Origin of the sequence: Streptomyces sp. ATexAB-D23 (genome assembly GCF_000373645.1) — a bacterium.
GTDB lineage: Bacteria > Actinomycetota > Actinomycetes > Streptomycetales > Streptomycetaceae > Streptomyces > Streptomyces castrisilvae.
The window spans coordinates 1-23,498 of sequence record NZ_KB892002.1 but is presented as its reverse complement, the minus strand read 5'-3'; the positions used below and the strand labels follow the sequence as shown (position 1 = coordinate 23,498).

At 71.1% G+C, this 23,498-nt stretch carries 21 protein-coding genes and 1 pseudogene; 19 read left to right on the top strand and 3 right to left on the bottom strand.

The annotated features are described in order from the left end of the window. From B082_RS0102500 to B082_RS0102465, 8 genes are all read left to right on the top strand, one after another. Positions 1 to 1,059, top strand: a complete 1,059-nt coding sequence (locus B082_RS0102500; RefSeq protein WP_018550240.1) for an ABC transporter ATP-binding protein — start codon at positions 1 to 3, stop codon at positions 1,057 to 1,059. After that, on the top strand, positions 1,052 to 2,197 hold the full coding sequence (locus B082_RS0102495; protein WP_018550239.1) for an ABC transporter ATP-binding protein: 1,146 nt from the start codon (positions 1,052 to 1,054) through the stop codon (positions 2,195 to 2,197). The genes B082_RS0102500 and B082_RS0102495 overlap by 8 nt, the downstream gene beginning before the upstream one ends. A 199-nt stretch (positions 2,198 to 2,396) precedes the next feature. After that, positions 2,397 to 4,031, top strand: coding sequence for a peptide ABC transporter substrate-binding protein (locus B082_RS0102490; RefSeq protein WP_018550238.1), 1,635 nt, complete (start codon positions 2,397 to 2,399; stop codon positions 4,029 to 4,031). Between the two features lie 103 nt (positions 4,032 to 4,134). Then, complete coding sequence (locus tag B082_RS0102485) at positions 4,135 to 5,058, top strand: ABC transporter permease (RefSeq protein WP_018550237.1); 924 nt, start codon at positions 4,135 to 4,137, stop codon at positions 5,056 to 5,058. Then, positions 5,051 to 6,025: an ABC transporter permease gene (locus B082_RS0102480; RefSeq protein ID WP_018550236.1), complete on the top strand. Its 975-nt coding sequence runs from the start codon at positions 5,051 to 5,053 to the stop codon at positions 6,023 to 6,025. Before B082_RS0102485 ends, B082_RS0102480 begins: the two co-directional genes overlap by 8 nt. 13 nt (positions 6,026 to 6,038) lie before the next feature. Beyond that, complete coding sequence (locus B082_RS0102475; protein WP_018550235.1) at positions 6,039 to 7,016, top strand: ABC transporter ATP-binding protein; 978 nt, start codon at positions 6,039 to 6,041, stop codon at positions 7,014 to 7,016. After that, positions 7,006 to 8,292 (top strand): ABC transporter ATP-binding protein, encoded by a 1,287-nt coding sequence (locus B082_RS0102470; protein ID WP_018550234.1) that lies wholly within the window; start codon positions 7,006 to 7,008, stop codon positions 8,290 to 8,292. Before B082_RS0102475 ends, B082_RS0102470 begins: the two co-directional genes overlap by 11 nt. 177 nt (positions 8,293 to 8,469) lie before the next feature. Then, positions 8,470 to 9,555 (top strand): hypothetical protein, encoded by a 1,086-nt coding sequence (locus tag B082_RS0102465; protein WP_026249352.1) that lies wholly within the window; start codon positions 8,470 to 8,472, stop codon positions 9,553 to 9,555. A 4-nt stretch (positions 9,556 to 9,559) separates the two neighbouring features. Here B082_RS0102465 and B082_RS0102460 read toward each other — a convergent pair whose 3' ends face one another. Then, positions 9,560 to 11,686, bottom strand: coding sequence for a prolyl oligopeptidase family serine peptidase (locus B082_RS0102460; RefSeq protein ID WP_078622469.1), 2,127 nt, complete (start codon positions 11,684 to 11,686; stop codon positions 9,560 to 9,562). A 163-nt stretch (positions 11,687 to 11,849) separates the two neighbouring features. Here B082_RS0102460 and B082_RS0102455 point away from each other — a divergent pair, with 163 nt between their 5' ends. The 10 genes from B082_RS0102455 (at position 11,850) to B082_RS0102410 (ending at position 21,384) form a co-directional block, all read left to right on the top strand. Beyond that, entirely contained in the window at positions 11,850 to 12,044 is a 195-nt protein-coding gene (locus B082_RS0102455) for a hypothetical protein (protein ID WP_018100847.1), read from the top strand. Positions 12,045 to 12,107: 63 nt separating this feature from the next. Beyond that, complete coding sequence (gene mshB, locus B082_RS0102450) at positions 12,108 to 13,013, top strand: N-acetyl-1-D-myo-inositol-2-amino-2-deoxy-alpha-D-glucopyranoside deacetylase (RefSeq protein ID WP_018550231.1); 906 nt, start codon at positions 12,108 to 12,110, stop codon at positions 13,011 to 13,013. Next, entirely contained in the window at positions 13,010 to 13,429 is a 420-nt protein-coding gene (locus B082_RS0102445; RefSeq protein WP_026249351.1) for a DUF6113 family protein, read from the top strand. The genes mshB and B082_RS0102445 overlap by 4 nt, the downstream gene beginning before the upstream one ends. A gap of 194 nt (positions 13,430 to 13,623) precedes the next feature. Beyond that, a complete protein-coding gene (locus tag B082_RS0102440; protein WP_199783747.1) occupies positions 13,624 to 15,897 on the top strand; it encodes a hypothetical protein in 2,274 nt (757 codons plus the stop codon). Positions 15,898 to 16,065: 168 nt separating this feature from the next. Continuing rightward, a complete protein-coding gene (locus tag B082_RS0102435) occupies positions 16,066 to 17,001 on the top strand; it encodes an ABC transporter ATP-binding protein (RefSeq protein ID WP_026249350.1) in 936 nt (311 codons plus the stop codon). Beyond that, a complete protein-coding gene (locus B082_RS0102430) occupies positions 16,998 to 17,738 on the top strand; it encodes an ABC transporter permease (RefSeq protein WP_018550227.1) in 741 nt (246 codons plus the stop codon). The genes B082_RS0102435 and B082_RS0102430 overlap by 4 nt, the downstream gene beginning before the upstream one ends. Continuing rightward, positions 17,735 to 18,913, top strand: coding sequence for a sensor histidine kinase (locus B082_RS0102425; RefSeq protein WP_018550226.1), 1,179 nt, complete (start codon positions 17,735 to 17,737; stop codon positions 18,911 to 18,913). Before B082_RS0102430 ends, B082_RS0102425 begins: the two co-directional genes overlap by 4 nt. Further along, entirely contained in the window at positions 18,910 to 19,521 is a 612-nt protein-coding gene (locus B082_RS0102420; protein WP_018550225.1) for a response regulator transcription factor, read from the top strand. The genes B082_RS0102425 and B082_RS0102420 overlap by 4 nt, the downstream gene beginning before the upstream one ends. 72 nt (positions 19,522 to 19,593) lie before the next feature. Continuing rightward, complete coding sequence (locus tag B082_RS0102415) at positions 19,594 to 19,803, top strand: hypothetical protein (RefSeq protein WP_018550224.1); 210 nt, start codon at positions 19,594 to 19,596, stop codon at positions 19,801 to 19,803. Between the two features lie 204 nt (positions 19,804 to 20,007). Then, positions 20,008 to 21,384 (top strand): alpha-amylase, encoded by a 1,377-nt coding sequence (locus B082_RS0102410; RefSeq protein ID WP_037709291.1) that lies wholly within the window; start codon positions 20,008 to 20,010, stop codon positions 21,382 to 21,384. Positions 21,385 to 21,458: 74 nt separating this feature from the next. Here the strand turns inward: B082_RS0102410 and B082_RS0102405 are convergent, their stop codons facing one another. Then, the gene (locus B082_RS0102405; protein WP_018550222.1) at positions 21,459 to 22,376 is read right to left on the bottom strand and encodes an SDR family oxidoreductase; all 918 of its coding nucleotides are present in this window, start codon (positions 22,374 to 22,376) and stop codon (positions 21,459 to 21,461) included. A gap of 136 nt (positions 22,377 to 22,512) precedes the next feature. On the opposite strand from B082_RS0102405, the gene B082_RS0102400 reads away from it, so the two are divergent. Beyond that, positions 22,513 to 23,079 (top strand): TetR/AcrR family transcriptional regulator, encoded by a 567-nt coding sequence (locus tag B082_RS0102400; protein WP_026249349.1) that lies wholly within the window; start codon positions 22,513 to 22,515, stop codon positions 23,077 to 23,079. Positions 23,080 to 23,153: 74 nt separating this feature from the next. On the opposite strand, the pseudogene B082_RS35435 reads toward B082_RS0102400, so the two are convergent. Further along, a pseudogene (locus B082_RS35435) lies at positions 23,154 to 23,498 on the bottom strand (coagulation factor 5/8 type domain-containing protein); the annotation flags it as partial.

Sequence of the window (23,498 nt, the reverse complement as noted above, 5' to 3'; positions counted from 1 at the left end):
GTGGCCACCATCAACAAGACCGCCGAAGTCCCGTCCGCACGCCGGGGTGACGACCACGTCGGTCCCCTGCTCGAAGTCCGTGACCTGCACGTGGAGTTCCACACCCGCGACGGTGTGGCCAAGGCGGTCAACGGTGTCAACTACAGCGTGGACGCCGGCGAGACCCTCGCCGTCCTCGGTGAGTCCGGCTCCGGCAAGTCCGTGACGGCGCAGGCCATCATGGGCATCCTCGACATGCCGCCCGGCAAGATCCCGCAGGGCGAGATCCTCTTCCGCGGCCAGGACATGCTCAAGATGTCCTACGAGGAGCGCCGGCAGATCCGCGGTCAGAAGATCGCCATGATCTTCCAGGACGCGCTGTCCTCGCTGAACCCGGTCCTCACCGTCGGCTACCAGCTCGGCGAGATGTTCCGGGTCCACCAGGGCCTGTCCAAGAAGGAAGCCCGCGTCAAGGCCATCGAGCTGATGGACCAGGTGAAGATCCCGGCCGCCGCGGCCCGGATCTCGGACTACCCCCACCAGTTCTCCGGCGGTATGCGCCAGCGCATCATGATCGCCATGGCGCTGGCCCTGGAGCCGGACCTGATCATCGCGGACGAGCCGACCACCGCGCTCGACGTGACCGTCCAGGCCCAGGTCATGGACCTGCTCGCGGAGCTCCAGCGCGAGTACAACATGGGCCTGATCCTGATCACGCACGACCTCGGGGTCGTCGCGGACGTCGCCGACAAGATCGCGGTGATGTACGCGGGCCGGATCGTCGAGACCGCCCCGGTGCACGAGATCTACAAGCGCCCCGCGCACCCGTACACCAAGGGTCTGCTGGCCTCGATCCCGCGCCTGGACCAGAAGGGCCAGGAGCTCTTCGCGATCAAGGGCCTGCCGCCCAACCTGCTGCACGTGCCGTCGGGCTGTGCCTTCAACCCGCGCTGCACCATGGCTCAGGACATCTGCCGTTCGGACATCCCGGCCCTGCACCCGGTGACCGAGCAGGACGGCACCGAGCTGGCCGGCCGTCGCAGCGCCTGTCACTTCTGGAAGGAGACGATCCATGGCTGACATCGAGAAGAAGCCGGTGGACGCCACCCCCAACGTCTCCGACGTCGAGACCGTCGACGCGGCCACCGAGGCGGAGGCCGTAGCCGCCATCGACGCGCCCGTGTCGCAGGGGGAGCCGATCCTCCAGGTGCGCAACCTGGTCAAGCACTTCCCGCTGACCCAGGGCATCCTGTTCAAGAAGCAGGTCGGCGCGGTCAAGGCCGTGGACGGCATCTCGTTCGACCTGTACGCGGGCGAGACGCTGGGCATCGTGGGCGAGTCCGGCTGTGGCAAGTCCACCGTCGCCAAGCTCCTGATGACGCTGGAGCGGGCGACCGCGGGCGAGGTCTTCTACAAGGGCCAGGACATCACCAAGCTGTCCGGCCGCGCGCTGAAGGCCGTGCGCCGCAACATCCAGATGGTCTTCCAGGACCCGTACACCTCGCTCAACCCCCGTATGACGGTGGGCGACATCATCGGCGAGACGTACGAGATCCACCCCGAGGTGGCCCCCAAGGGCGACCGGCGGCGCAGGGTCCAGGACCTGCTGGACGTGGTGGGCCTGAACCCGGAGTACATCAACCGCTACCCGCACCAGTTCTCCGGCGGTCAGCGCCAGCGCATCGGCATCGCCCGCGGCCTCGCGCTCAACCCGGAGATCATCATCTGCGACGAGCCGGTCTCCGCGCTCGACGTGTCGGTGCAGGCGCAGGTCATCAACCTGATGGAGAAGCTCCAGGACGAGTTCAACCTCTCCTACCTCTTCATCGCGCACGACCTGTCCATCGTCCGGCACATCTCGGACCGGGTCGGCGTCATGTACCTCGGCAAGATGGCCGAGATCGGTACGGACACCGCGATCTACGACCACCCGACGCACCCCTACACCCAGGCGCTGCTGTCGGCGGTCCCGGTGCCCGACCCGGAGGCCCGCGAGGGCCGCGAGCGGATCATCCTCTCCGGTGACGTCCCCTCCCCGGCCAACCCGCCGTCGGGCTGCCGTTTCCGCACCCGCTGCTGGAAGGCCCAGGACAAGTGCGCCACCGACGTGCCGCTGCTGGCCGTCCCCGAGCGCTTCAAGGCCTCGAAGACGCCGGCCGCCCACGAGTCGGCGTGCCACTTCGCGGAGGAGAAGGACGTGGTGCACGCGGCCTCGTAAGCCGCGCGCGAGCGAAGGCGCCCCGGAACCGATCGGTTCCGGGGCGCCTTTTTGCCCCGACCGCCTTGTCGGATACACGTCACGCGGTGCGAGCCGACCCCCGGGGATACCCACGGATGGCGGGTGCGAACATGCACAAGGTCCCGTATGCGGTGATATTTGACCTCACGTGAGACGGAGCACTACGAGGAGGCACTCCATGCGCGGAGCCACACACGTCAAGTGGGCCGCATGTGCGGCGGCCGTCGCCCTGGCGGCGACGGCCTGCGGCGGGGGCGACAGCGGCGGCGGTGGTGGAGGTGGCGCCGACGGGATCGTGAGCTCGTCCTGGGGTGACCCGCAGAACCCGCTGGAGCCGGCCAACACCAACGAGGTGCAGGGCGGCAAGGTGCTGGACATGATCTTCCGGGGTCTGAAGAAGTACGACCCGAAGACCGGCGAGGCCACGAACATGCTCGCCGAGAAGATCGAGACCAAGGACAACCAGAACTTCACCATCACCGTGAAGGACGGCTGGACCTTCAGCAACGGCGAGAAGATCACCGCCAAGTCCTTCGTGGACGCCTGGAACTACGGCGCCCTGCTGAAGAACAACCAGAAGAACGCCTACTTCTTCGGCTACATCGACGGCTACGACAAGGTCCACCCCGAGACCGGCAAGGCCAGTGCCACCAAGCTCTCCGGCCTCAAGCAGGTGGACGACAAGACCTTCACCGTCAAGCTGACGCAGAAGTTCTCGCTGTGGCCCGACACCCTCGGCTACCCGGCCTTCGCCCCGCTCCCCAAGGCCTTCTACACCGACCACGCCGCCTGGGTCTCCAAGCCGATCGGCAACGGCCCGTACACCATCGACAAGTACACCAAGGGCTCCTCGATGAGCCTGCGCAAGTGGGACGACTACCCCGGGGACGACAAGGCGGAGAACGGCGGCATCGACCTCAAGGTCTACACCGACAACAACACCGCCTACACCGACCTGACGGCAGGCAACCTCGACCTCGTGGACGACGTGCCCGCCTCCCAGCTCAAGAACGTCAAGGCGGACCTCGGCGACCGCTACATCAACACCCCGGCCGGCATCATCCAAACCCTGGCGTTCCCCTTCTACGACAAGAAGTGGGACACCCCCGGCGGCATCAAGGTCCGCCAGGGCCTGTCGATGGCGATCAACCGCGACCAGATCACCAGCCAGATCTTCCAGAAGACCCGCACCCCCGCCTCCGACTGGACCTCCCCGGTCCTCGGCGAGGAGGGCGGCTTCAAGAAGGGCCTCTGCGGCAAGGAGTGCACGTACGACGCCGCCGAGGCCAAGAAGATGATCGAGGACGGCGGCGGCATCCCCGGCGGCCAGCTCAAGATCTCGTACAACGCGGACACCGGCTCCCACAAGGAATGGGTCGACGCCGTCTGCAACAGCATCAACAAGGTCATGGGCAACAACCGGGCCTGCGTCGGCGCCCCCGTCGGCACCTTCGCCGACTTCCGCAGCCAGGTCTCCCAGCAGAAGCTGACCGGCGCCTGGCGCGCGGGCTGGCAGATGGACTACCCGCTCATCCAGAACTTCCTCCAGCCGGTGTACTACAGCAACGCCTCGTCCAACGACGGCAAGTGGAGCAACAAGCAGTTCGACGACCTCGTCAACAAGGCCAACGCCGAATCCGACAAGGCCAAGGCCGTCTCCACCTTCCAGGACGCCGAGAAGGTCATGGTCCAGCAGATGCCGGTCATCCCGCTCTGGTACCAGAACGGCAGCGCCGGCTACTCGGAGAACGTCACCAACGTCTCGCTGAACCAGTTCAGCGTCCCGGTGTACGAGCAGATCAAGGTCAAGTAGCGGACCCCGGCCGGGTGACCTGTGCGGCGACGCACCGGCCGCCCGGCCTCCCCGTCCCCGCACGACACCTCAGCCTCCGTCCCCGCGACCTCCGGAGCCCTTCATGGGACGTTATGTGATCCGGCGGCTGCTGCAGATGATCCCGGTCTTCTTCGGCACCACGCTGTTGATCTTCCTCATGGTGAACGTGATGGGTGACCCCATCGCGGGTCTCTGCGGCGACCGCCAGTGCGACCCGGCGACCGCCGCCCAACTCCGCTCGGAATTCGGCCTCGACAAGCCGGTCTGGCAGCAATACCTCACCTACATGGGCAACGTCTTCACCGGAGACTTCGGCACCGCGTTCAACGGGCAGAAGGTCACCGAGCTGATGGGCACCGCCTTCCCCATCACCATCCGCCTCACCCTCGTCGCGATCGTCTTCGAGATCGTCATCGGCATCACCCTCGGCGTCGTCACCGGACTGCGCCGCGGACGCCCCGTCGACACCACCGTGCTGATCCTGACGCTGATCGTCATCTCGATCCCGACCTTCGTCACCGGTCTGCTGCTCCAGCTGCTGCTCGGCGTCCAGTGGGGCGTCATCAAACCGTCCGTCTCCACCGACGCCCCGCTCGACGAGCTGATCATCCCGGGCCTCGTGGTCGCCTCCGTCTCCCTGGCGTACGTCACCCGGCTCACCCGGACCTCGATCGCCGAGAACACCCGCGCCGACTACGTCCGTACCGCCACCGCCAAGGGGCTGCCCAGGCGCCGCGTGATCATCCGGCACCTGCTGCGCAACTCGCTGATCCCCGTCGTCACCTTCATCGGTACGGACGTGGGCGCCCTGATGGGCGGGGCGATCGTCACCGAGCGGATCTTCAACATCCACGGCGTCGGCTACCAGCTCTACCAGGGCATCCTGCGCCAGAACTCGCAGACCGTCGTCGGCTTCGTCACCGTCCTGGTCCTCGTCTTCCTGGCCGCCAACCTGATCGTGGACCTGCTCTACGCCGTACTCGACCCGAGGATCCGCTATGCCTGAGCAGACACCGGACGAGGCGATCTCGGCGGCCGGAGCCGGCGGACCGACGGACCTCGCGCTCGCGGAGGGCGACAGCCTGGAGCGGGCCCCCGGCGGCCCGGACGGAACGGGCCCCGACTCCAAGCCGCAGAGCCTGTGGTCCGACGCCTGGCGCGACCTGCGCCGCAACCCCGTCTTCATCATCTCCGCGCTGATCATCCTGTTCCTGGTCGTCATCTCCATCTGGCCGCAGCTCATCGCCTCCGGCGACCCGCTCGACTGCGACCTCGGCAAGGCCCAGGAGAGCTCCCAGCCCGGCCACCCCTTCGGCTACGACGGCCAGGGCTGCGACGTCTACACCCGCGTCGTCTACGGCGCCCGCAACTCCGTGACGGTCGGCATCTGCTCGACCCTCGGCGTCTCCCTCATCGGCAGCGTCCTCGGCGGCCTCGCGGGCTTCTTCGGCGGCTGGTGGGACGCGATCCTCTCCCGCCTCACCGACGTGTTCTTCGGCATCCCCGTCGTCCTCGGCGGCCTGGTCTTCCTCTCCGTGGTGACCAGCTCCACCGTCTGGCCGGTGATCGGCTTCATCGTGCTCCTCGGCTGGCCGCAGATCGCCCGCATCGCCCGCGGCTCCGTCATCACCGCCAAGCACAACGACTACGTCCAGGCCGCACGGGCCCTGGGAGCGTCCAACGGGCGCATGATGCTGCGCCACATCGCGCCGAACGCCGTCGCCCCGGTCATCGTCGTCGCGACCATCGCGCTCGGCACGTACATCTCCCTGGAAGCCACCCTGTCGTTCCTCGGCGTCGGCCTGAAGCCGCCCGCCGTCTCCTGGGGCATCGACATCTCCGCCGCTTCCCAGTACATCCGCAACGCCCCGCACATGCTCCTGTGGCCCGCGGGAGCCCTGGCCGTCACGGTGCTCGCCTTCATCATGCTCGGCGACGCGGTGCGCGACGCCCTCGACCCCAAGCTGCGCTGAGGAGTCCGCTGCCATGTTGCTCGAAGTGCGCGATCTGCACGTGGAGTTCCACACCCGGGACGGGATCGTCAGGGCCGTCAACGGGGTCAACTACTCGGTGGCCGAGGGCGAGACGCTCGCCGTGCTCGGCGAATCGGGCTCCGGCAAGTCGGTCACCGCGCAGGCGGTCATGGGCATCCTCGACATGCCCCCGGGGAAGATCAGCGGCGGCGAGATCCTCTTCAAGGACCGCGACCTGCTGAAGATGAAGAGGGAGGAGCGCCGGAAGATCCGCGGCCAGGAGATGGCCATGATCTTCCAGGACGCGCTGTCCTCCCTGAACCCGGTCCTGACCGTGGGTGAGCAGCTCGGCGAGATGTACGTCGTGCACCGCGGGATGTCCCGCAAGGAGGCGAAGGCCAAGGCGGTCGAGCTGATGGACCGGGTACGCATCCCGGCCGCCAAGGAGCGGGTGGGCAACTACCCGCACCAGTTCTCCGGCGGCATGCGCCAGCGCATCATGATCGCCATGGCGCTGGCCCTGGAACCCTCCCTGATCATCGCCGACGAACCCACCACCGCCCTCGACGTCACCGTCCAGGCCCAGGTCATGGACCTCCTCGCGGAGCTCCAGCGCGAACTGAACATGGGCCTGATCCTCATCACCCACGACCTCGGGGTCGTCGCCGACGTCGCCGACAAGATCGCCGTGATGTACGCGGGCCGGATCGTCGAGACCTCGCCCGTGCACGACATCTACAAGGCACCCGCGCACCCGTACACCAAGGGTCTGCTGGCCTCGATCCCGCGCCTGGACCAGAAGGGCCAGGAGCTCTACGCGATCAAGGGCCTGCCCCCGAACCTGCTGCACATCCCGCCCGGCTGCGCCTTCAACCCGCGCTGCCCGATGGCCCAGGACGTCTGCCGCACCGACGTGCCGCCGCTGTACGACGTGGCCGAGCACCGACAGAGCGCCTGCCACTTCTGGAAGGAGACGCTCGATGCACGCTGACCACTCGGGGCGCAGGGTCGCGCGCCAGGAGGGCGAGACGGCGCGCGACCTCCTGGCCAAATCGCGGCAGCAGAGCGCGTACGCGGGCCGCGAACCGATCCTTGAGGTGCGCGACCTCGTCAAGCACTACCCGCTGACCCAGGGCATCGTGATCAAGAAGCAGGTCGGTGCCGTCAAGGCGGTCGACGGGGTCTCCTTCGACCTCGGGGCCGGCGAGACGCTCGGCGTGGTGGGGGAGTCCGGCTGCGGCAAGTCGACGGTCGCCCGGCTGCTGGTGCACCTGGAACAGCCGACGGCCGGCTCCATCCGGTACAAGGGCGAGGACGTCACCAAGCTGTCCGGCCGCGCGCTGAAGGCCGTGCGCCGCAACATCCAGATGGTCTTCCAGGACCCGTACACCTCGCTCAACCCGCGGATGACCGTCGGGGACATCATCGGGGAGCCGTACGAGATCCACCCCGAGGTGGCCCCGAAGGGCGACCGGCGGCGCAAGGTGCAGGACCTGCTGGACGTGGTGGGCCTGAACCCGGAGTACATCAACCGCTACCCGCACCAGTTCTCCGGCGGTCAGCGCCAGCGCATCGGCATCGCCCGCGGCCTCGCGCTCAACCCGGAGATCATCGTGGCCGACGAACCGGTCTCCGCCCTCGACGTCTCCGTCCAGGCCCAGGTCGTCAACCTGCTGGACCGGCTCCAGGCGGAGTTCAACCTGAGCTACGTCTTCATCGCCCACGACCTGTCCATCGTGCGGCACATCTCCGACCGGGTCGGCGTCATGTACCTCGGCCGCTTCATCGAGATCGGCACGGACGCGGAGATCTACGACCACCCCACGCACCCCTACACACAGGCCCTGCTCTCCGCCGTGCCGGTGCCGGACCCCGCGGCGCGCGAGTACCGGGAGCGGATCATCCTGCACGGCGACGTGCCGTCCCCGGCCAACCCGCCGTCCGGCTGCCGTTTCCGCACCCGCTGCTGGAAGGCGCAGGAGCGGTGCGAACTGGAGGTACCGCTGCTCGCCGTCCCGGCCGCCTTCCGGGACGCGGACAGCCCGGCCCGGCACGACTCGGCCTGCCACTTCGCGGAGGAGAAGCGGGTGGTGCCGCCGGAGGGCACGCTGGAGCCGGTGCAGGAGACCGTGCGGGGCGACGACGGGCGGGGCCGGGACGCCCCGGCAGCGCCCGGCGCTCCGGTCTCCGGGGCTCCGGCCCCGGAGGCGCCCAGCGGGCCCGATGAAGGCCCGCCGCCGGCCTCCGGAAGCAGCCGGGTGAGCTGACCGGGCGTTAACACGCGGGCAACTCGCCCGATATACGGACCCGGCACCATGGACGTCGTACGGCCGTGCGGGTGCCGTGGACCGGCCGGTGGGTGTCACGCCCCCGGCCGGTCGCCGTACCGGCCACCGGGGCAGGCCCTCTTGTCGGCGGACCCGGCGCACGGAAGTATCGCGAGGGTGATACTTACCCGCGGAGCAAGAGTCACCGGTGCCGTCCTCTCCGGCGTGCTCGCGGTGATCGTCGCGAGCTGGCTGGTACGGGACGCCAGGGCGGCGGAATTCGGCCAGCTGTGGCGCTACTGGATGGGGTTCTACGATGCCCGCCCGCACGCCGTGCCCGCGACCTCGGCCATGGACGTCGTCCTGTTCGTGCTGTACGTGGCCGTCGCCGTGGCGGCGCTGCGCACCGCGGTCGCCGCCCCCGCCCTCGTCGTCGCCGGGGTGGTCACGATCGGCGTCCGGCTTCCCGGGCTCTGGACCATCGACAACGGCCGGATGGAGATCTCGTACTCCGACGATCTGCGCTCTCGGGCGCTGATCTCCGCGTTCGTGGCCCTCGCGGCGGGCGCCGCGATGATCATCACGGCCGGGGCGGGGCGCAGGCCCCCGGCCGGCTCGTACGAGCAGCCGCCGGCCAGGCCGGGGCCGGGTGCGGCGGTGGTGGCGTTCCTGGTGCTGTGCGCGGCCGGGGCGGTGCAGATCGCCTGGGAGGTCCGCCAGGTCGTGCGGACTCCGGACATCTTCCCCGACTGGTACGTCGGCAGTGACCTGATGGGGCACCAGCTGACCGGACCGCCGCCGGGCTGGGCCGACGCCGTGCTGGCCCTGCTGTGCGTGTACGCGGGGATCAGCGCCGTGGCACGGGCCCGGCACGCCCGTCCGTTCGGTCTGGTGGCCGGTGCGCTGCTGCTGCCCGGCGGGGTGATGGGCGTGGTCCGGATCGCGCACTACGACATGCTCGACGACTTCGGCTCGCTGCCGGTCGAGACGCAGCTCACGCTGGCCAGCTGGATCTTCCAGGCGTTCGCCGCCGTGGTCGTGCTGATCACCCTCGCCCCGCGGGGCCTGGCCGACGTGCCGGGCGGGCAGGGGCCGGGCGAGGACCCCTGGTACGGCGGGACGGGGTGGGGGCCGGAGCCCCGGCCCGGACCGGCGGAGCCCCCGTACCCCGGGCAGGGGCCGGCCCCCGGCTACGGCTACCCGCAGGGCGGCGGCGGCTTCGGCCCGCCCCCGCCGCCCTCGCAGCCGCCGCCCGGCTGGTAGCGGCTCAGAGCCCCAACGACCGCTTCAGGAAGTCCACCTGGAGCAGCAGCAGGTTCTCGGCGACCTTCTCCTGCGGGGTCATGTGCGTCACCCCGCTCAGCGGCAGCACCTCGTGCGGCCGGCCGGCGGCGAGCAGTGCCGAGGACAGCCGCAGGGTGTGGGCGACGACCACGTTGTCGTCCGCCAGGCCGTGGACGATCATCATCGGCCGGACCTGCTCGGCGGCGTGCGACAGCCCCTCGTCGCCGAGCAGCGAGTTGTCCGTGTACACCTCCGGCTGCTTCGCCGGGTCGCCGAGGTAGCGCTCGGTGTAGTGCGTGTCGTAGAGCCGCAGGTCCGTCACCGGGGCGCCGACGACCGCCGCGTGGAAGACGTCGGGGCGCCGCAGCACCGCCATGCCGGCCAGGAAGCCGCCGTAGGACCAGCCCCGGATGCCCACCCGGCCCAGGTCCAGCGGGAAGCGCCCGGCGAGCCCCTGGAGGGCCTCCACCTGGTCGTCCAGGGTGAGTGCCAGGTTGTCCTTGACCGCCTTCTCCCAGGCCGGTGAGCGGCCCGGGGTGCCCCGGCCGTCCGCGACGACCACGGCGAAGCCCTGGTCGGCGAACCACTGCGAGGTCAGGTGCGGATTGTGGGCGGCGAGGACCCGCCGGCCGTGCGGCCCGCCGTACGGGTCCATCAGAACCGGAAGCGGACCATCCGATTCCGAGTACCCGGTGGGGAGCAGCACGGCGCACGGAATCCGCCGTGCGCCCCCTTCGGTGAGAACCGGCCGGGCGGCGAGGACCGGGCGCTCCGCGTGACTCGCGACCGTCGCGATCTCCGTGCCGTCGCGCAGCACCCGCGCCACCGCCCCCGGCCGCTCCGGCGACGCCGAGACCAGCACCGTCACCCGGCCGGAGCGGACCGCCGTGTGCACGCCCACGCCCTCGGAGACCCGCTCGACACCCAGCTCGTTGACCCGGTACACATGGCTCTCGCCGGTCTCCGGCGCGGCCGCCGCCTCGCCCGCCGACGCCGCCACCAGAACGTCCGATTCCCCGATGTCCAGCACCGACTGGATGTGCAGCTGCGCCCCGGTCAGCGGCCGGTCGCCCACCGCCAGGACCCGGGCCCCGCCCTCGTCCGCGATCCGCACCAGCCGCCCGTCCGGCGCCCACGCGGGCACCCCGGGGAACAGCTCCAGCCACACCGGGTCCTCGTCCGCGTGCACCGTCCGGGTCGCCCCGGTCTCCGGGTCCACCGCGAGGCACAGCTGGCTCTGCTGGTCCCGGGCCTGCACGAGCAGCAGCGGCGCCCCGTGCGACGACCAGTGCACCCGTGCCAGGTACGGGAACCGGGCCCGGTCCCAGACCACTTCGGTGCGCTTGCCGTCCAGGCCCATCACATGGAGCCCCACCACCGCGTTGGGCGTGCCGGCCGCCGGGTAGGCGACCTCGGCGGGCCGGCGGTCGGGGTGCGCGGGGTCGGCGATCCACCACCGCCGCACCGGGCTGTCGTCGACCCGGGCGACGAGCAGCCGGTCCGACTCCGGCGACCACCAGAAGCCCCGTGAGCGCCCCATCTCCTCGGCCGCGACGAATTCCGCCAGCCCGTACGTGACATGGGCGTCATCCGGCTCCGCGAGCGTCCTGTCCTCCTCGCCGGAGGCACTCACGACGCGCAGCGCCCCCTTGGACACATACGCGACGTGTCGCCCGTCCGGGGAGGGGCGCGGGTCGATCACCGGACCCGGCACGGGCAGCGCGCGCGCCGTACCGGAGACCAGATCGGCGACGTACACCTTCCCCGAGAGGGCGAACGCGGCCAACTCGGCGGCCCCGTCCACCGCGTAGCCCACGATCCCCGACGACCCCTCGCGGCTGCGCTCCCGGCGGGCGCGCTCCTGGGCCGACAGGCGCTCCGTCGAACCGCCCAGCAGCGCCGCGGGATCGGCCACCAGCCGCTCGCGCGGGGCCGCGCCCCCGGTCAGGTCCAGCACCCAGAGCCGGTTCGAGCGATCCGTGCCGGAACCCGAGCGGAGATAGACCACGCGTCCACCGTCGGGTGAAACCGTGAACGCGCGAGGTGCCCCGAGGGTGAATCTCATCGTCCGGGCGAACTGGAGCGGGAAGCTGATCTCTGGCGAAGTCATGCGCCGAACCTATCGGCCGCTCCCGTCCGTGCGCCCCTCGTGCTGCTGTGCCCCGATCAATGCGTTGCCACGGATAGTTATGATCCGTAGCGCTCGGTGGGTATGAACCTGCTGGCTCCATGCGTGCTGCCCGTCCCGACCGTACAGATGGAGGTGAACCGCCGTGGCGCTCTCGATTTCGGCGGTGGTGCTGCTGGCGATCATCGTCTTCCTGCTGATCCGGAAATCCGGACTGAAGGGGGGACATGCGGTCGTCTGCGCGCTGCTCGGTTTCTATCTCGCCAGTTCGTCCATCGCGCCCACCATCTCCGAGCTGACCACGAATGTGGCCGGCATGATCGGGGGCATCAAGTTCTGACGCCACCGCCCCGCCCCCGGCCGCCTTCGGCCGGCGGAGCCGCCGGCTCGTAGGGTGGTCCCCATGACGGACCTTCCCGCCCGGCGGCTGCTCCTGGTGCACGCGCACCCGGACGACGAGTCGATCAACAACGGCGCCACCATGGCCAGGTACGCGGCCGAAGGCGCCCTGGTCACGCTGGTGACCTGCACACTCGGCGAGGAGGGCGAGGTCATCCCGCCCGCGCTCGCCCATCTCGCGGCGGACCGGGACGACACCCTCGGCCCCCACCGCCGCGGCGAACTCGCGGCGGCGATGAGGGCGCTGGGCGTCACCGACCACCGCTTCCTCGGCGGTCCCGGCCGCTACCGGGACTCCGGGATGATGGGCACCGAGCAGAACCACCGCCCCGGCGCCTTCTGGGCGGCCGACCTGGACGAGGCCGCCGGACACCTCGTGGACGTGATCCGCGAGGTGCGCCCCCAGGTCCTGGTGACGTACGACCCGGACGGGGGCTACGGCCACCCCGACCACATCCAGGCCCACCGGGTCGCCACCCGCGCCGCGGAACTGGCTGCCGACACCGCCTACCGCCCCGGCTCCGCCCCGCACACCGTCGCCAAGGTCTACTGGAACCGGGTGCCCCGCTCGGTCGCCGAGAAGGCGTTCGCGGCTCTGCGGGCGGACGCCCCCGACGCGTTCGGGGGGATCGCCGCGATCGAGGACGTGCCGGGTGTGGTGGACGACGCCTTCGTCACCACCCTCGTCGACGGCGCCGGGTACGAGGGGGCGAAGGCCGCCGCGATGCGGGCGCACGCCACCCAGATCGCCGTCCAGGAGCCCTACTTCGCTCTCTCGAACGACCTGGGCCAGCCCCTCTTCACCGTCGAGTACTACGAGTTGGTCACGGGTGAACCGGGCCCGGCGGGCGCTCTGACGGCCGAACTCGAACACGATCTCTTCGCGGGTGTGACGGGAGCCGGACGATGAGCGGCAGCAGCAGGGCGCGAGCCGGTCGGACGGAAGCGCCGAAGCGGGACATTCCGGCCACCGGTATGGCCGCTCCTCTCAACCTCGGCAGGATCGCCGCCCTGTTCGGTCTCCTGGTCGTCGGCATCCTCGTCGGCATCGCCGGGGCGCTGGTCCAACCCGCCTGGTTCCCCGGCGGACTGGTCCTCGCCCTGGCGGCGGCGGCCGGTCTCTTCTTCGGTGGGCGCACCCTGACCGGCACCCAGGCGGGCGCCATGGTGCCGGCCGCGGGCTGGCTGATTTCGGTCATTTTTCTGCTCGGTGGACGGCCCGAAGGGGACTACGTCTTCGGTGACGCGCTGGGCCTCGCCCTCTTCATGCTGGGCGGAATGGCCATCGCTGTGATCTGTGCCACCTTGCCGCGCACACCCCGGTAGCGGGCCGACTGCGGCCGACCTGCCAAGTAATGTGCCACGTCCGATCCCGTAATGCCTCCTGTCCGTCCGGGGGGTGCGCCGTCGTTTCCCCCGGTCGCGGGGTGTCTGTCGGCGGCGGCCAGTAAGGTGGTTCGCGCGCCCGAGCTGCGGCACGGGGGAAGTACGGGCGGCGGAGCCAATCGGGAGAACCTGCTTTGAGTCGTGAAACTGACAGTTCGTCCTCCGGGCCCCAGGGTCGCGGAGGAGCCGCGTACCCCTCGGGTACGCCGCCGTACGGATCCCGCCAGTATCCGTCGCCGCACCCGTCGCAGGACGCCCCGGAGGAGACCCCGGAATCCACTGATCCCGGACGGTCCGAAGAGCCGAAGACCGAGACGACCCTGACGACGCGTATCCGGATCAACATCCCCGGGTCGCGGCCCATCCCGCCGGTTGTCATGCGTACGCCCATGAGCGACGCCGAGGGCGGCGGCGAGCGGACCGGCGAGACCTCGCGCCCGGGTGCCCCGGCACAGGGCGGCGCCCGGCAGACGCCCCAGCCATCGGCGCCCCAGGCCCGCGAGGAGTCCGCCCCGGCGGCCGAACCCGCGCCCGAGAAGCCGGCCAGGGAGAAGAGCGGCAGCGACTGGTTCGCCCCGCGCAAGGCGCCGGCGGGCGCCAAGCCGTCCACGGACGGGCAGTCCGGCGGCACGGACGGCGCGGGTTTCCCCGCCACCGGCCCCGGCACCCCGGGCGGCCCGGACGCTCCCGGCGGACCGGGCGCTTCCGGCGGCCCCGGTGCCGGTGGTCCCGGCATGCCCGGTGGCCCCGGCGCTTCCGGTGGTCCCGGCCCGTCCGGTGGTTCCGGTGCCCCGACGGGCCAGGGCGGCCCCGGTGCCCCCACCGGTCCTGGTGGCCCCGGTGCTCGGCCGGGCGGCCGGCTGCCGGGCCGGGTGACCCCGCCCTCGGGCCCGCGCACCGACCTGCCGTACTTCTCGGACGGCCCGCAGCGCGATGTCCAGGCCGGCCCGGGTGCGCCCGGCGACGGCCCGCGCCCCACGCCGAACCTCGGGGTCCGCACCCCCGGCCCGTCCGGTCCCACCACGGGCCCGGCCGCCGGCAGTTCGGCGCTCACCCCGAACCTCGACGGCCCCGGGCCGTTCCCGCCGGGCCCCGGCGCGCAGGGTCCCGGCGGCCCCGGTGGTCCTGGCGGCTCCGGTGGTCCTGGCGGCCCCGGCGCGCAGGGTCCCGGTGGCCCTGGCGGCCCCGGAACCGTGCCGCCGCGGATGTCCGACGACACGGCGGTGCTGACCCCGCAGTTCGCGCAGCCCCCCGGCGGCAACGTCTCGGGCGACACGCTGAACAGCGGCATCCCCGTCGTGCCCGGCGACCGGCACAACCCCTCGCCGTTCCCGGGCGGCGACGGTGCCGGGGCCCCGGCCGACCCGATGGGCACCGGACCCGCCGGACAGGACGGCTTCGCCCCGAAGCAGGAGGCCCCGGCGGCCCGGACCGCCCCGAAGCAGGAGGCCCCCGCCAAGAAGGGCCGCTCCAAGCTGGTGCTGCTCGCCGTGGCGGCCGTCTGTCTGCTGGGTGTCGCGTACGGCGCCGGGCTGCTGATGAACCACTCGGACGTGCCCAAGGGCACCACCGTGCTCGGTGTCGACATCGGCGGCGGCACGAAGGAGCAGGGCGTCGAGAAGCTGGACGCCGCGCTCGCCAAGCGCGCCGCGGCCCCGCTCCGGCTGAGCGTCGACGGCAAGGAGACGCAGCTCGCGCCGGACAAGGCCGGGCTCGCCCTGGACAGCCAGGCGACGGTGCGCTCCGCCGCGGGCGCCGACTACAACCCGGTCTCCGTCATCGGTTCGCTCTTCGGCGGCGAGCGGACCGTGGAGCCGGTGTTCCCGGTGGACCAGGAGAAGCTCGCCGTCGCGCTCCAGGACCTGGCCGGTGTCTCGGGCACCGCGCAGGACGGGACGATCAAGTTCGAGCCCGGCAAGGCCGTCGCCGTACCCGGCAAGGCCGGCCAGGCGCTCGACGTGAACAAGTCGGTCGTCTCCGTCCGGGACGCCTACCGCGCCCAGGTCGAGACCGGCCGCACGAACACCGTCGAGCTGCCCGTCGTCACCAAGCAGCCCACCATCACCCAGGCCGAACTGGACCGGGCGATGAAGGAGTTCGCCGAGCCCGCGATGTCCGGCCTGGTCGTCATCAAGGCGGGCGGGAGGCAGATCCCGTTCGGCCCGGCCAAGTCGCTGCCGCAGATCCTGTCGATGAAGGCGGTCGACGGCAAGCTCGTCGACTTCTACGACAAGAAGGCCATCGAACGGCTCTGCGGGGGCGTCTTCGACGGCGTCATGATCACCAAGAGCGACGGCAAGAAGCACCAGCTCGGCGCGGACGACGTGGCCACCGCCATGAAGGGCGCGCTGCTCGGCAAGACCGAGGCCGAGCGGACCGTCACCATCGACCTCGACGGCAAGGGCTGACCCGCCCCGCACCACCTGTCACCGCCCCCGGCCGGACCTCCGGCCGGGGGCGGCGGCGTTCCGGGGCCGGTCCGCCCGCCCGTCATCCGTGAGCCATGACATCTGTCATCCCGTATCCACGACCCGTGACCCTGCCGGGCGCACCCCCCGGTCCGCCAGGCTGGACGCATGACAACGACAGCCACCGAAACGACCGCGGCGAGGACCGCCGTGGTCAGCTTCGACCAGGTCACCAAGGCCTACGGAGACGTACGCGCCGTCGACGGACTCACCCTCGACCTGCACCCCGGCGAAACCGTCGCGCTGCTGGGCCCCAACGGCGCCGGGAAGTCCTCCACCCTCGACCTCCTCCTCGGCCTGCGCACCGCGGACTCCGGCAGCGTCCGCCTCTTCGGCACGTCCCCGCAGGAGGCCATCGCGGCAGGCCGGGTCGGCGCCATGCTCCAGAGCGGCGGCCTGATGGAGGACGTCACCGTCGAGGAACTGGTCCGGCTGGTCTGCGATCTGCACCCGCACCCCTACCCGGTGAGCGAGGTGCTGGCCCGAGCCGGCGTCGCGTCGATCGCCGGCCGTATGGTCAACAAGCTCTCCGGCGGCCAGGAACAGCGCGTACGGTTCGCCCTCGCCACCGCGGGCGCCAACGACCTGATCGTGCTCGACGAACCGACCACCGGCATGGATGTGACCGCCCGCCAGGCGTTCTGGGCCACCATGCGCGAGCAGGCCGAGCAGGGCCGTACCGTCCTGTTCGCCACCCACTACCTCGAAGAGGCCGACGCGATCGCCGACCGCGTCCTGGTCCTGCACAAGGGCCGCCTCCTCGCCGACGGCACCGCCGCCGAGATCAAGGCGAAGGCGGGGGCCCGCCGGATCTCCTTCGAACTGGAGGGCGCGGTCGACGAAACGGCCCTGCGCGCACTGCCGTTCCTCGCCACGCTCGACATCAGCGGCCGGCGGGTGCGCATCCAGTCGCACAACGCGGACGCGACCGTGCACGCCGTCTACGGACTCGGCCTCTACCCGCGCGAGCTGGAAGTCGCCGGACTCGGCCTGGAGCAGGCCTTCGTCGCCATCACCGAGGCCGAGGAGGCCAGGACCGTATGAACACGCTCATCAGGCTGGAAGTGACCCGCACCCTGCGGAACAAGAAGTTCATGTTCTTCTCGGTCATCTACCCGTCGGTGATCTACCTGCTGATCTCCGGCACCCAGAACACCACCGACACGGTGCCGGGCACCGATCTGACGCTCCAGGCCTTCTTCATGGTCTCCATGGCCTCCTTCGGCGCGCTGACCGCCGTCCTGATGGGCAACAGCGAACGCATCGCGAAGGAGCGCGAGAAGGGCTGGGTGCGCCAGCTGAGGCTGACCGCGCTGCCCGGCCGCGGCTACGTCCTGGCGAAGATCGCGAGCGCCGCCATGGTGACGCTGCCCTGCATCGTCGTCGTCTTCCTCGTCGCGGCGGCGGCCAAACACGTCCGCTTCGACCTGTGGCAGTGGCTCGCGCTGACCGGCGTCATCTGGGCCGGCTCGCTCGTCTTCGCCGCGCTCGGCGTCGCCATCGGCTACCTCACCAGCGGGGACGCGGTCCGCCCGGTCACGATGATCATCTACTTCGGCCTCTCGATCCTCGGCGGCCTGTGGATGCCGAGCGCCACCTTCCCGCAGTGGCTCCAGAACATCTCCGAGTGGCTTCCCACACACGCGTACGCTGCACTCGGCCAGGCCGTCGAAATGGGCGGCGCGCCGCACGCCAGGGACATCGCCGTCCTCTGTGTCTACTTCCTGCTCTTCGCGGGCGGCGCGGCCTGGCTCTACCGGAAGGACACCTTGAAAGCGTGAACGAGGACGAGACACCGGTGGGTATCGGCAGTCCGCCGGAGCGGCGCAAGCAGATGCGGCTCAAGGCCCTGTGGATCGGGATCTGGCTCGCCTTCATGAGCGCCCCGGTGAAGGACCTCGTGGACGCCCACCACACCGCGTGGGCGACGGCGCTGGGCACGCTCGGCCTGCTGGTGTTCGTCGGCAGTTATCTGCTCCTGGTCTACCGCCACACCTCGAAGGCGCTCGACCCCCTGCGGGTCCGTTCCGCGCTCGCCTTCCTCGGCGCCCTGGCCGTCGTGCTGTCCCTGACGCTGGGCACCCCCTGGCTGGTGCTGTTCGTCTACGTCTCGGTCTCCGTCGGGGCCACCCTGCCCCTGGCGGCCGCCCGCTGGCTGATCCCGCTCGTGACCGCCGTCCTGATCGGCATCGGCGCGGCCGGCGGCCACCCCAGGGAGGTCATCAGCGCGCTGGCCTTCCCGGCGCTGCTCGGCGGCTTCGCGATGGCCGGCATCCGGCAGATGATCCGCACCACGATCGATCTGCGCGAGGCCCGCGCGACCGTCGCCCAGCTCGCCGCCAACGAGGAACGCCTCCGCCTCGCCCGCGACCTGCACGACCTGCTCGGCCACTCCCTCTCCCTGATCACCCTCAAGAGCGAACTGGCCGGGCGGATGCTCCCCGGCCGGCCGGAGCAGGCCGCCGCACAGGTCGCCGACATCGAACAGGTCAGCCGCCAGGCGCTGGTGGACGTACGCAGCGCCGTCACCGGCTACCGCAGGCCCACCCTCCCCGGCGAACTGGCCGGGGCCCGGACCGCGCTGGCCGCGGCCGGAGTCACCGCGGACATCCCCACCGACGTCCCCGAAGGCCTGCCCGAGGAGCCGGAGGAGGTGCTCGCCTGGGGGCTGCGGGAAGCCGTCACCAACGTCGTACGCCACAGCGGCGCGCACCGCTGCACGGTCACCGTCGCCCCCCGACAGACGCTCGGCGGCCGGGTCCTCGAACTCACCGTCGCCGACGACGGCCGCGGCGCCGGCGGCACCCGGCCCGGCAACGGCCTCACCGGTCTCGCCGAACGCCTCGCCACCGTCGACGGCACCCTCACCACCCGGCCCACCCACCCCCGCTCGGGCAAAGGCTTCACCATGGTCCTCAGTGTTCCGTTCGAATCCGGCCTAGGATCCGCGGAATGAGCATGATCAGACTCCTCCTCGCTGAGGACCAGTCCATGGTGCGCGAGGCCCTCGCGGCGCTCCTCGGGCTGGAACCCGACATCGAGGTGGTCGCCCAGGTCGCCCGCGGCGACGAGGTCCTCGCGGCGGCCCGGGAACACGGCGTCGACGTGGCCCTCCTGGACATCGAGATGCCCGGCATGACCGGCATCGAGGCCACGGCCCAGCTGCGCGACGCCCTCCCGGACGTCAAGGTCGTCGTCGTCACCACGTTCGGCAGGCCCGGCTATCTGCGCCGGGCGATGGAGTCCGGCGCGGACGCCTTCCTGGTGAAGGACGCTCCCGCGGCCCAGCTCGCCGCAGCGGTACGCAAGGTGCTCGCCGGGGAACGCGTCATCGACCCCACCCTGGCCGCCGCCGCCCTCGCCGACGGGGCGAGTCCGCTGACCGAGCGGGAGCGCGAGGTGCTGCGCATCGCGGCGGACGGCTCGACCAACGCGGAGATCGCCGCCGCGCTCCACCTCTCCCAGGGCACGGTCCGCAACTACCTCTCCATGGCGATCCAGAAGATGGCGGCCCGCAACCGCGCGGAGGCCGTCCGGATGGCCCGCGAGAAGGGCTGGCTGTAGAGCCCGCGCGGCGGTCCGCGCCGGGGCCGGCCTCCGGCGCGCTCACCGGCCGGGGGAGACCAGCCCCGCCTCGTGATCCTCAGCGACCGGCGCCACCTGACGGCGGTGCTCCGGCACGCGCTGCCCGTCAGCGGGTGGGAGCGGCTGACGGAGGTGGCGTTCCCGCCGGCCGGGCCCGGGCTCTTTCCGTGGTCGGAGACGGGTGCGTGGACCGTCTACGTCCTGTGGGCACTGGTGGCGGGAGCGGTGACGGTGCTCGCGGTGCACCGCCGTGACCAGTGACGATGCGGAAGACACCGCACCCGTATCGCCAACTCGCCTGCCCGGCAAAACATTTCAGAAACATGCTGGAATTTCTTGCGCCATCTCTTGACGTGCTCACGGCCATCGCGGCAGGCTCCGAACTCCCCCCACGGTGGCCAGGCGCGTGGCCGCCCCCGCAGGGTACGGACCCCATTTCCGTACCCGCGACCGAAGGAGCCGCAATTGAGTTCCCGCGCCCTCCGCGTGACGCTGGCCGGGCTGCTCGCAGCCGCCGGGGCCACCGCGCTCACCGCCTGGCCCTCCCAGGCCACCCCGCCGGGCGAGAAGACCGTCACCGCCACCCTGTTCGAGTGGAAGTACGACGCGGTGGCCCAGGCCTGTACGGATTCCCTGGGCCCGGCAGGCTACGGGTACGTGGAGGTCTCGCCCGCCTCCGAGCACATCCAGGGCGACCAGTGGTGGACCTCGTACCAGCCGGTCAGCTACAAGATCGCCGGGCGGCTCGGCGACCGTGACTCCTTCGCCTCGATGGTGGAGAGCTGTCACTCGGCCGGGGTGAAGGTGGTCGCCGACGCGGTCATCAACCACATGTCGTCCGGTTCCGGCACCGGGACCGGCGGCACCGCGTACACGAAGTACGACTATCCCGGGTACTTCCAGGACCAGGACTTCCACGGCTGCCGCAAGGACATCAGCGACTACGGCGACCGCGACGACGTCCAGAACTGCGAACTGGTCGGCCTGGCCGACCTGGACACCGGCAGCGACGCCGTCCGTACGACGATCGCCGCCTACCTCTCCGACCTGCGGAGCCTGGGCGTCGACGGCTTCCGCATCGACGCCGCCAAGCACATGGCCGCCGACGACATCGCCGCGATCAAGGGCAAGATGGACGACCCGGGCTACTGGGTCGGCGAGGTCATCCACGGTGGCGGCGAGGCGGTCCAGCCCGAGGAGTACACGGGCGTGGGCGACGTGGACGAGTTCCGCTACGGCGGCCACCTCAAGAGCGCCTTCCAGGGCGGCGGCATCAGCGGGCTCCAGGGCGTGGCCGACGGCAAGCTGGCGAGCGCGAGCGCCCGTACGTTCGTCGACAACTGGGACACCGAGCGCAACGGTTCCACGCTGACCTACAAGGACGGCGCGGCCTACACCCTGGCCAACGTCTTCATGCTGGCCTCGCCCTACGGCTCGCCGAACGTCTTCTCCGGCTACGAGTGGTCGGACAAGGACGCCGGCCCGCCGAACGGCGGCGCGGCGGCCTGCGGGAGCGACGGCTGGACCTGCACGCACGCGCAGACCGCGATCACCGGCATGGTCGGCTTCCACAACGCCACCGAGGGCGCGGAGCTGACGGACTGGTGGGACAACGGTTCGTCGGCGATCGCCTTCGGCCGGGGCGACAAGGGGTTCGTGGCCATCAACAACGGGGAAGGCGAGCTGACCGAGACGTTCTCCACCTCGCTCCCGGCGGGCACGTACTGCAATGTGGCGCAGGCTTCCCCGGACGCCTGTGACGGAAACACGGTTCAGGTCGGTGACGACGGCACGCTGACCGCGACCGTCCCGGCGAAGAGCGCACTGGCCCTGCACGGCTGATCCCGGCAAGCGGCGCACATCGCCGGCCGCTACCGCCCCTCCGCAGGGGCGGCAGCGGCCGGTTCCGTCGGTGGTCAGGCGAAGTAGTGCCCCCGGCCGAGGTCTTCGAGGAGCCCCGGGCCGGTCGGCTGCCACCCCAGCGCCTCGCGGGTCAGCGCGGAGGACGAGGGGCCGTCGATCCCCACGAGGCCGCCCAGCCAGGCGAAGTGACCGGCCGCCTCCTCGGGCGGGACCGAGGCCGTGGGGACGCCGAGGTGGCGCCCGAAGACCTCGGCGACGGCCCGCAGCGGGACGCCCTCCTCGGCCGCGGCGTGCAGCGTCGAGCCGGCGCCGGCGTTCTCCAGGGCCAGCCGGAACAGGTGGGCCGCGTCCGAGCGGTGCACGGCCGGCCAGCGGTTGGAGCCGTCGCCGACGTAACCGGCCACGCCCTTCTCGCGGGCGATGCCGATCAGGGCCGCCATGAAGCCGTTGTCCCCGTCGCCGTGGACCGTCGGGGGCAGCCGGACGACGGACGAGCGGACATCGCGTGAGGCGAGCGCGAGGGTCGCCCTGGCGTTGTCCTGCCGGCCGCCGGGGCCCCCGGACGGCGCCTGCGGGTCGGGGCTCTGCCCGTCCCGCTCGGTCGCCAAACGGCCCGGGGCGAGTCCGAGGAGACCGGACGCGATGACGAACGGCTTGCCGGAGCCGGCGAGCGCGTCGCCGAAGGTGTCGATGGCCCGGCGGTCCGCGTCCGTGGCGCCCTGGAAGTCGCCGGAGAACGCGATGTCGTGCTTGAAGGCGAGATGGATGACGCCGTCCGCGTCGGCGGACGCCTCGCGCAGAACGCCGAGGTCGTCCAGCGACCCGCGCCGCACCTCGGCCCCCGCGGCGGCGAGCGTCTCGGCCGAGGCGTCGGAACGGGCGAGCCCCACGACCCGGTGGCCCGCTTCGATGAGCTCGGGAACGACGGCGGAACCGATCCAGCCGGACGCTCCGGTGATGAACACACGCATGGGAAACCTCCTGGAACAGGCCGACATACCGGCGGTCCGGGCCGGTCGGGAGGACGAGGGCCGGACTTCCGATGTCAGCGACTGTCATCAGCGTACTCCCCGATGACAGTCACTGCCGTCCCATACACTCGGCCGTATGGGTCGATGGGAGCCGAACGCACGCGGCAGGCTGGAACAGGCCGCCATGGAGCTCTACGGCGAGCGGGGTTACGAGCAGACGACCGTGACCGAGATCGCCAGGCGCGCCGGGCTCAGCGAGCGCACGTTCTTCCGGCACTACGCCGACAAGCGTGAGGTGCTGTTCGGCGGGTCGGCCGCGCTCCAGGACCTCCTGGTCGCCGGTCTGGGCGACGCGCCCGCGTCCGCGCCCGCGATCGACGTGGTGGCGGCGGCGCTCGACGTGGTCGCGGCCTCCTTCGACGGGCGGCGCGAGTTCGCGCTGCGGCGCCAGGGGATCATCTCCGCCAACGCGGAGCTGCGGGAACGCGAGCTGATCAAGCTCGCCTCGCTGTCCGCCGCGCTTGCCGGGGCCCTGCGCGCACGCGGCGTCGCGGAACCGGCCGCGAGCCTGGCCGCCGAGGCCGGCATCGCCGTCTTCAAGGTCGCGTTCGAACGCTGGATCGACGGCGACGGTTCCCGGAGTATGGGGCACTTCACGCACGAGGCCCTCGCAGCGCTCAGAGCGGTGACGGCGGGCGCATAGCCGAAGGCCCGGACCGCGTGGACGCGGTCCGGGCCTTCGGAAGTCCGGCTGTGCTGTGCTTCAGCCGTGCTGCTCTACGGGAACGACACGACCTGGGACGGAATGGTGTCGGTCCCCGAGGTGGGCGAACCCGTGTCGTTGATGACGTGGTTGTACTGTCCCTGGCCGCCGAGGGAGACGACGATCAGGTCGTGGAACTTCACGCCGGGCTTGACCGGGGCCTGGAAGCCGTGGTCCTGGTGGATGTTGGGGTCGGAGGTGAAGTTGCAGTAGCTGCCGAGCCCCCAGGCCTCGTGGGTGGTGACGGAGTCGTCGACCTTGTAGGCCGCGAAGCCCTTGATGTCACCGTTCTGGATGGCGTCCTGGTTCGGGGCGTCGTACGCCTTCTCGTTCTGGTAGAAGATCGTCCTGCCGTTCTC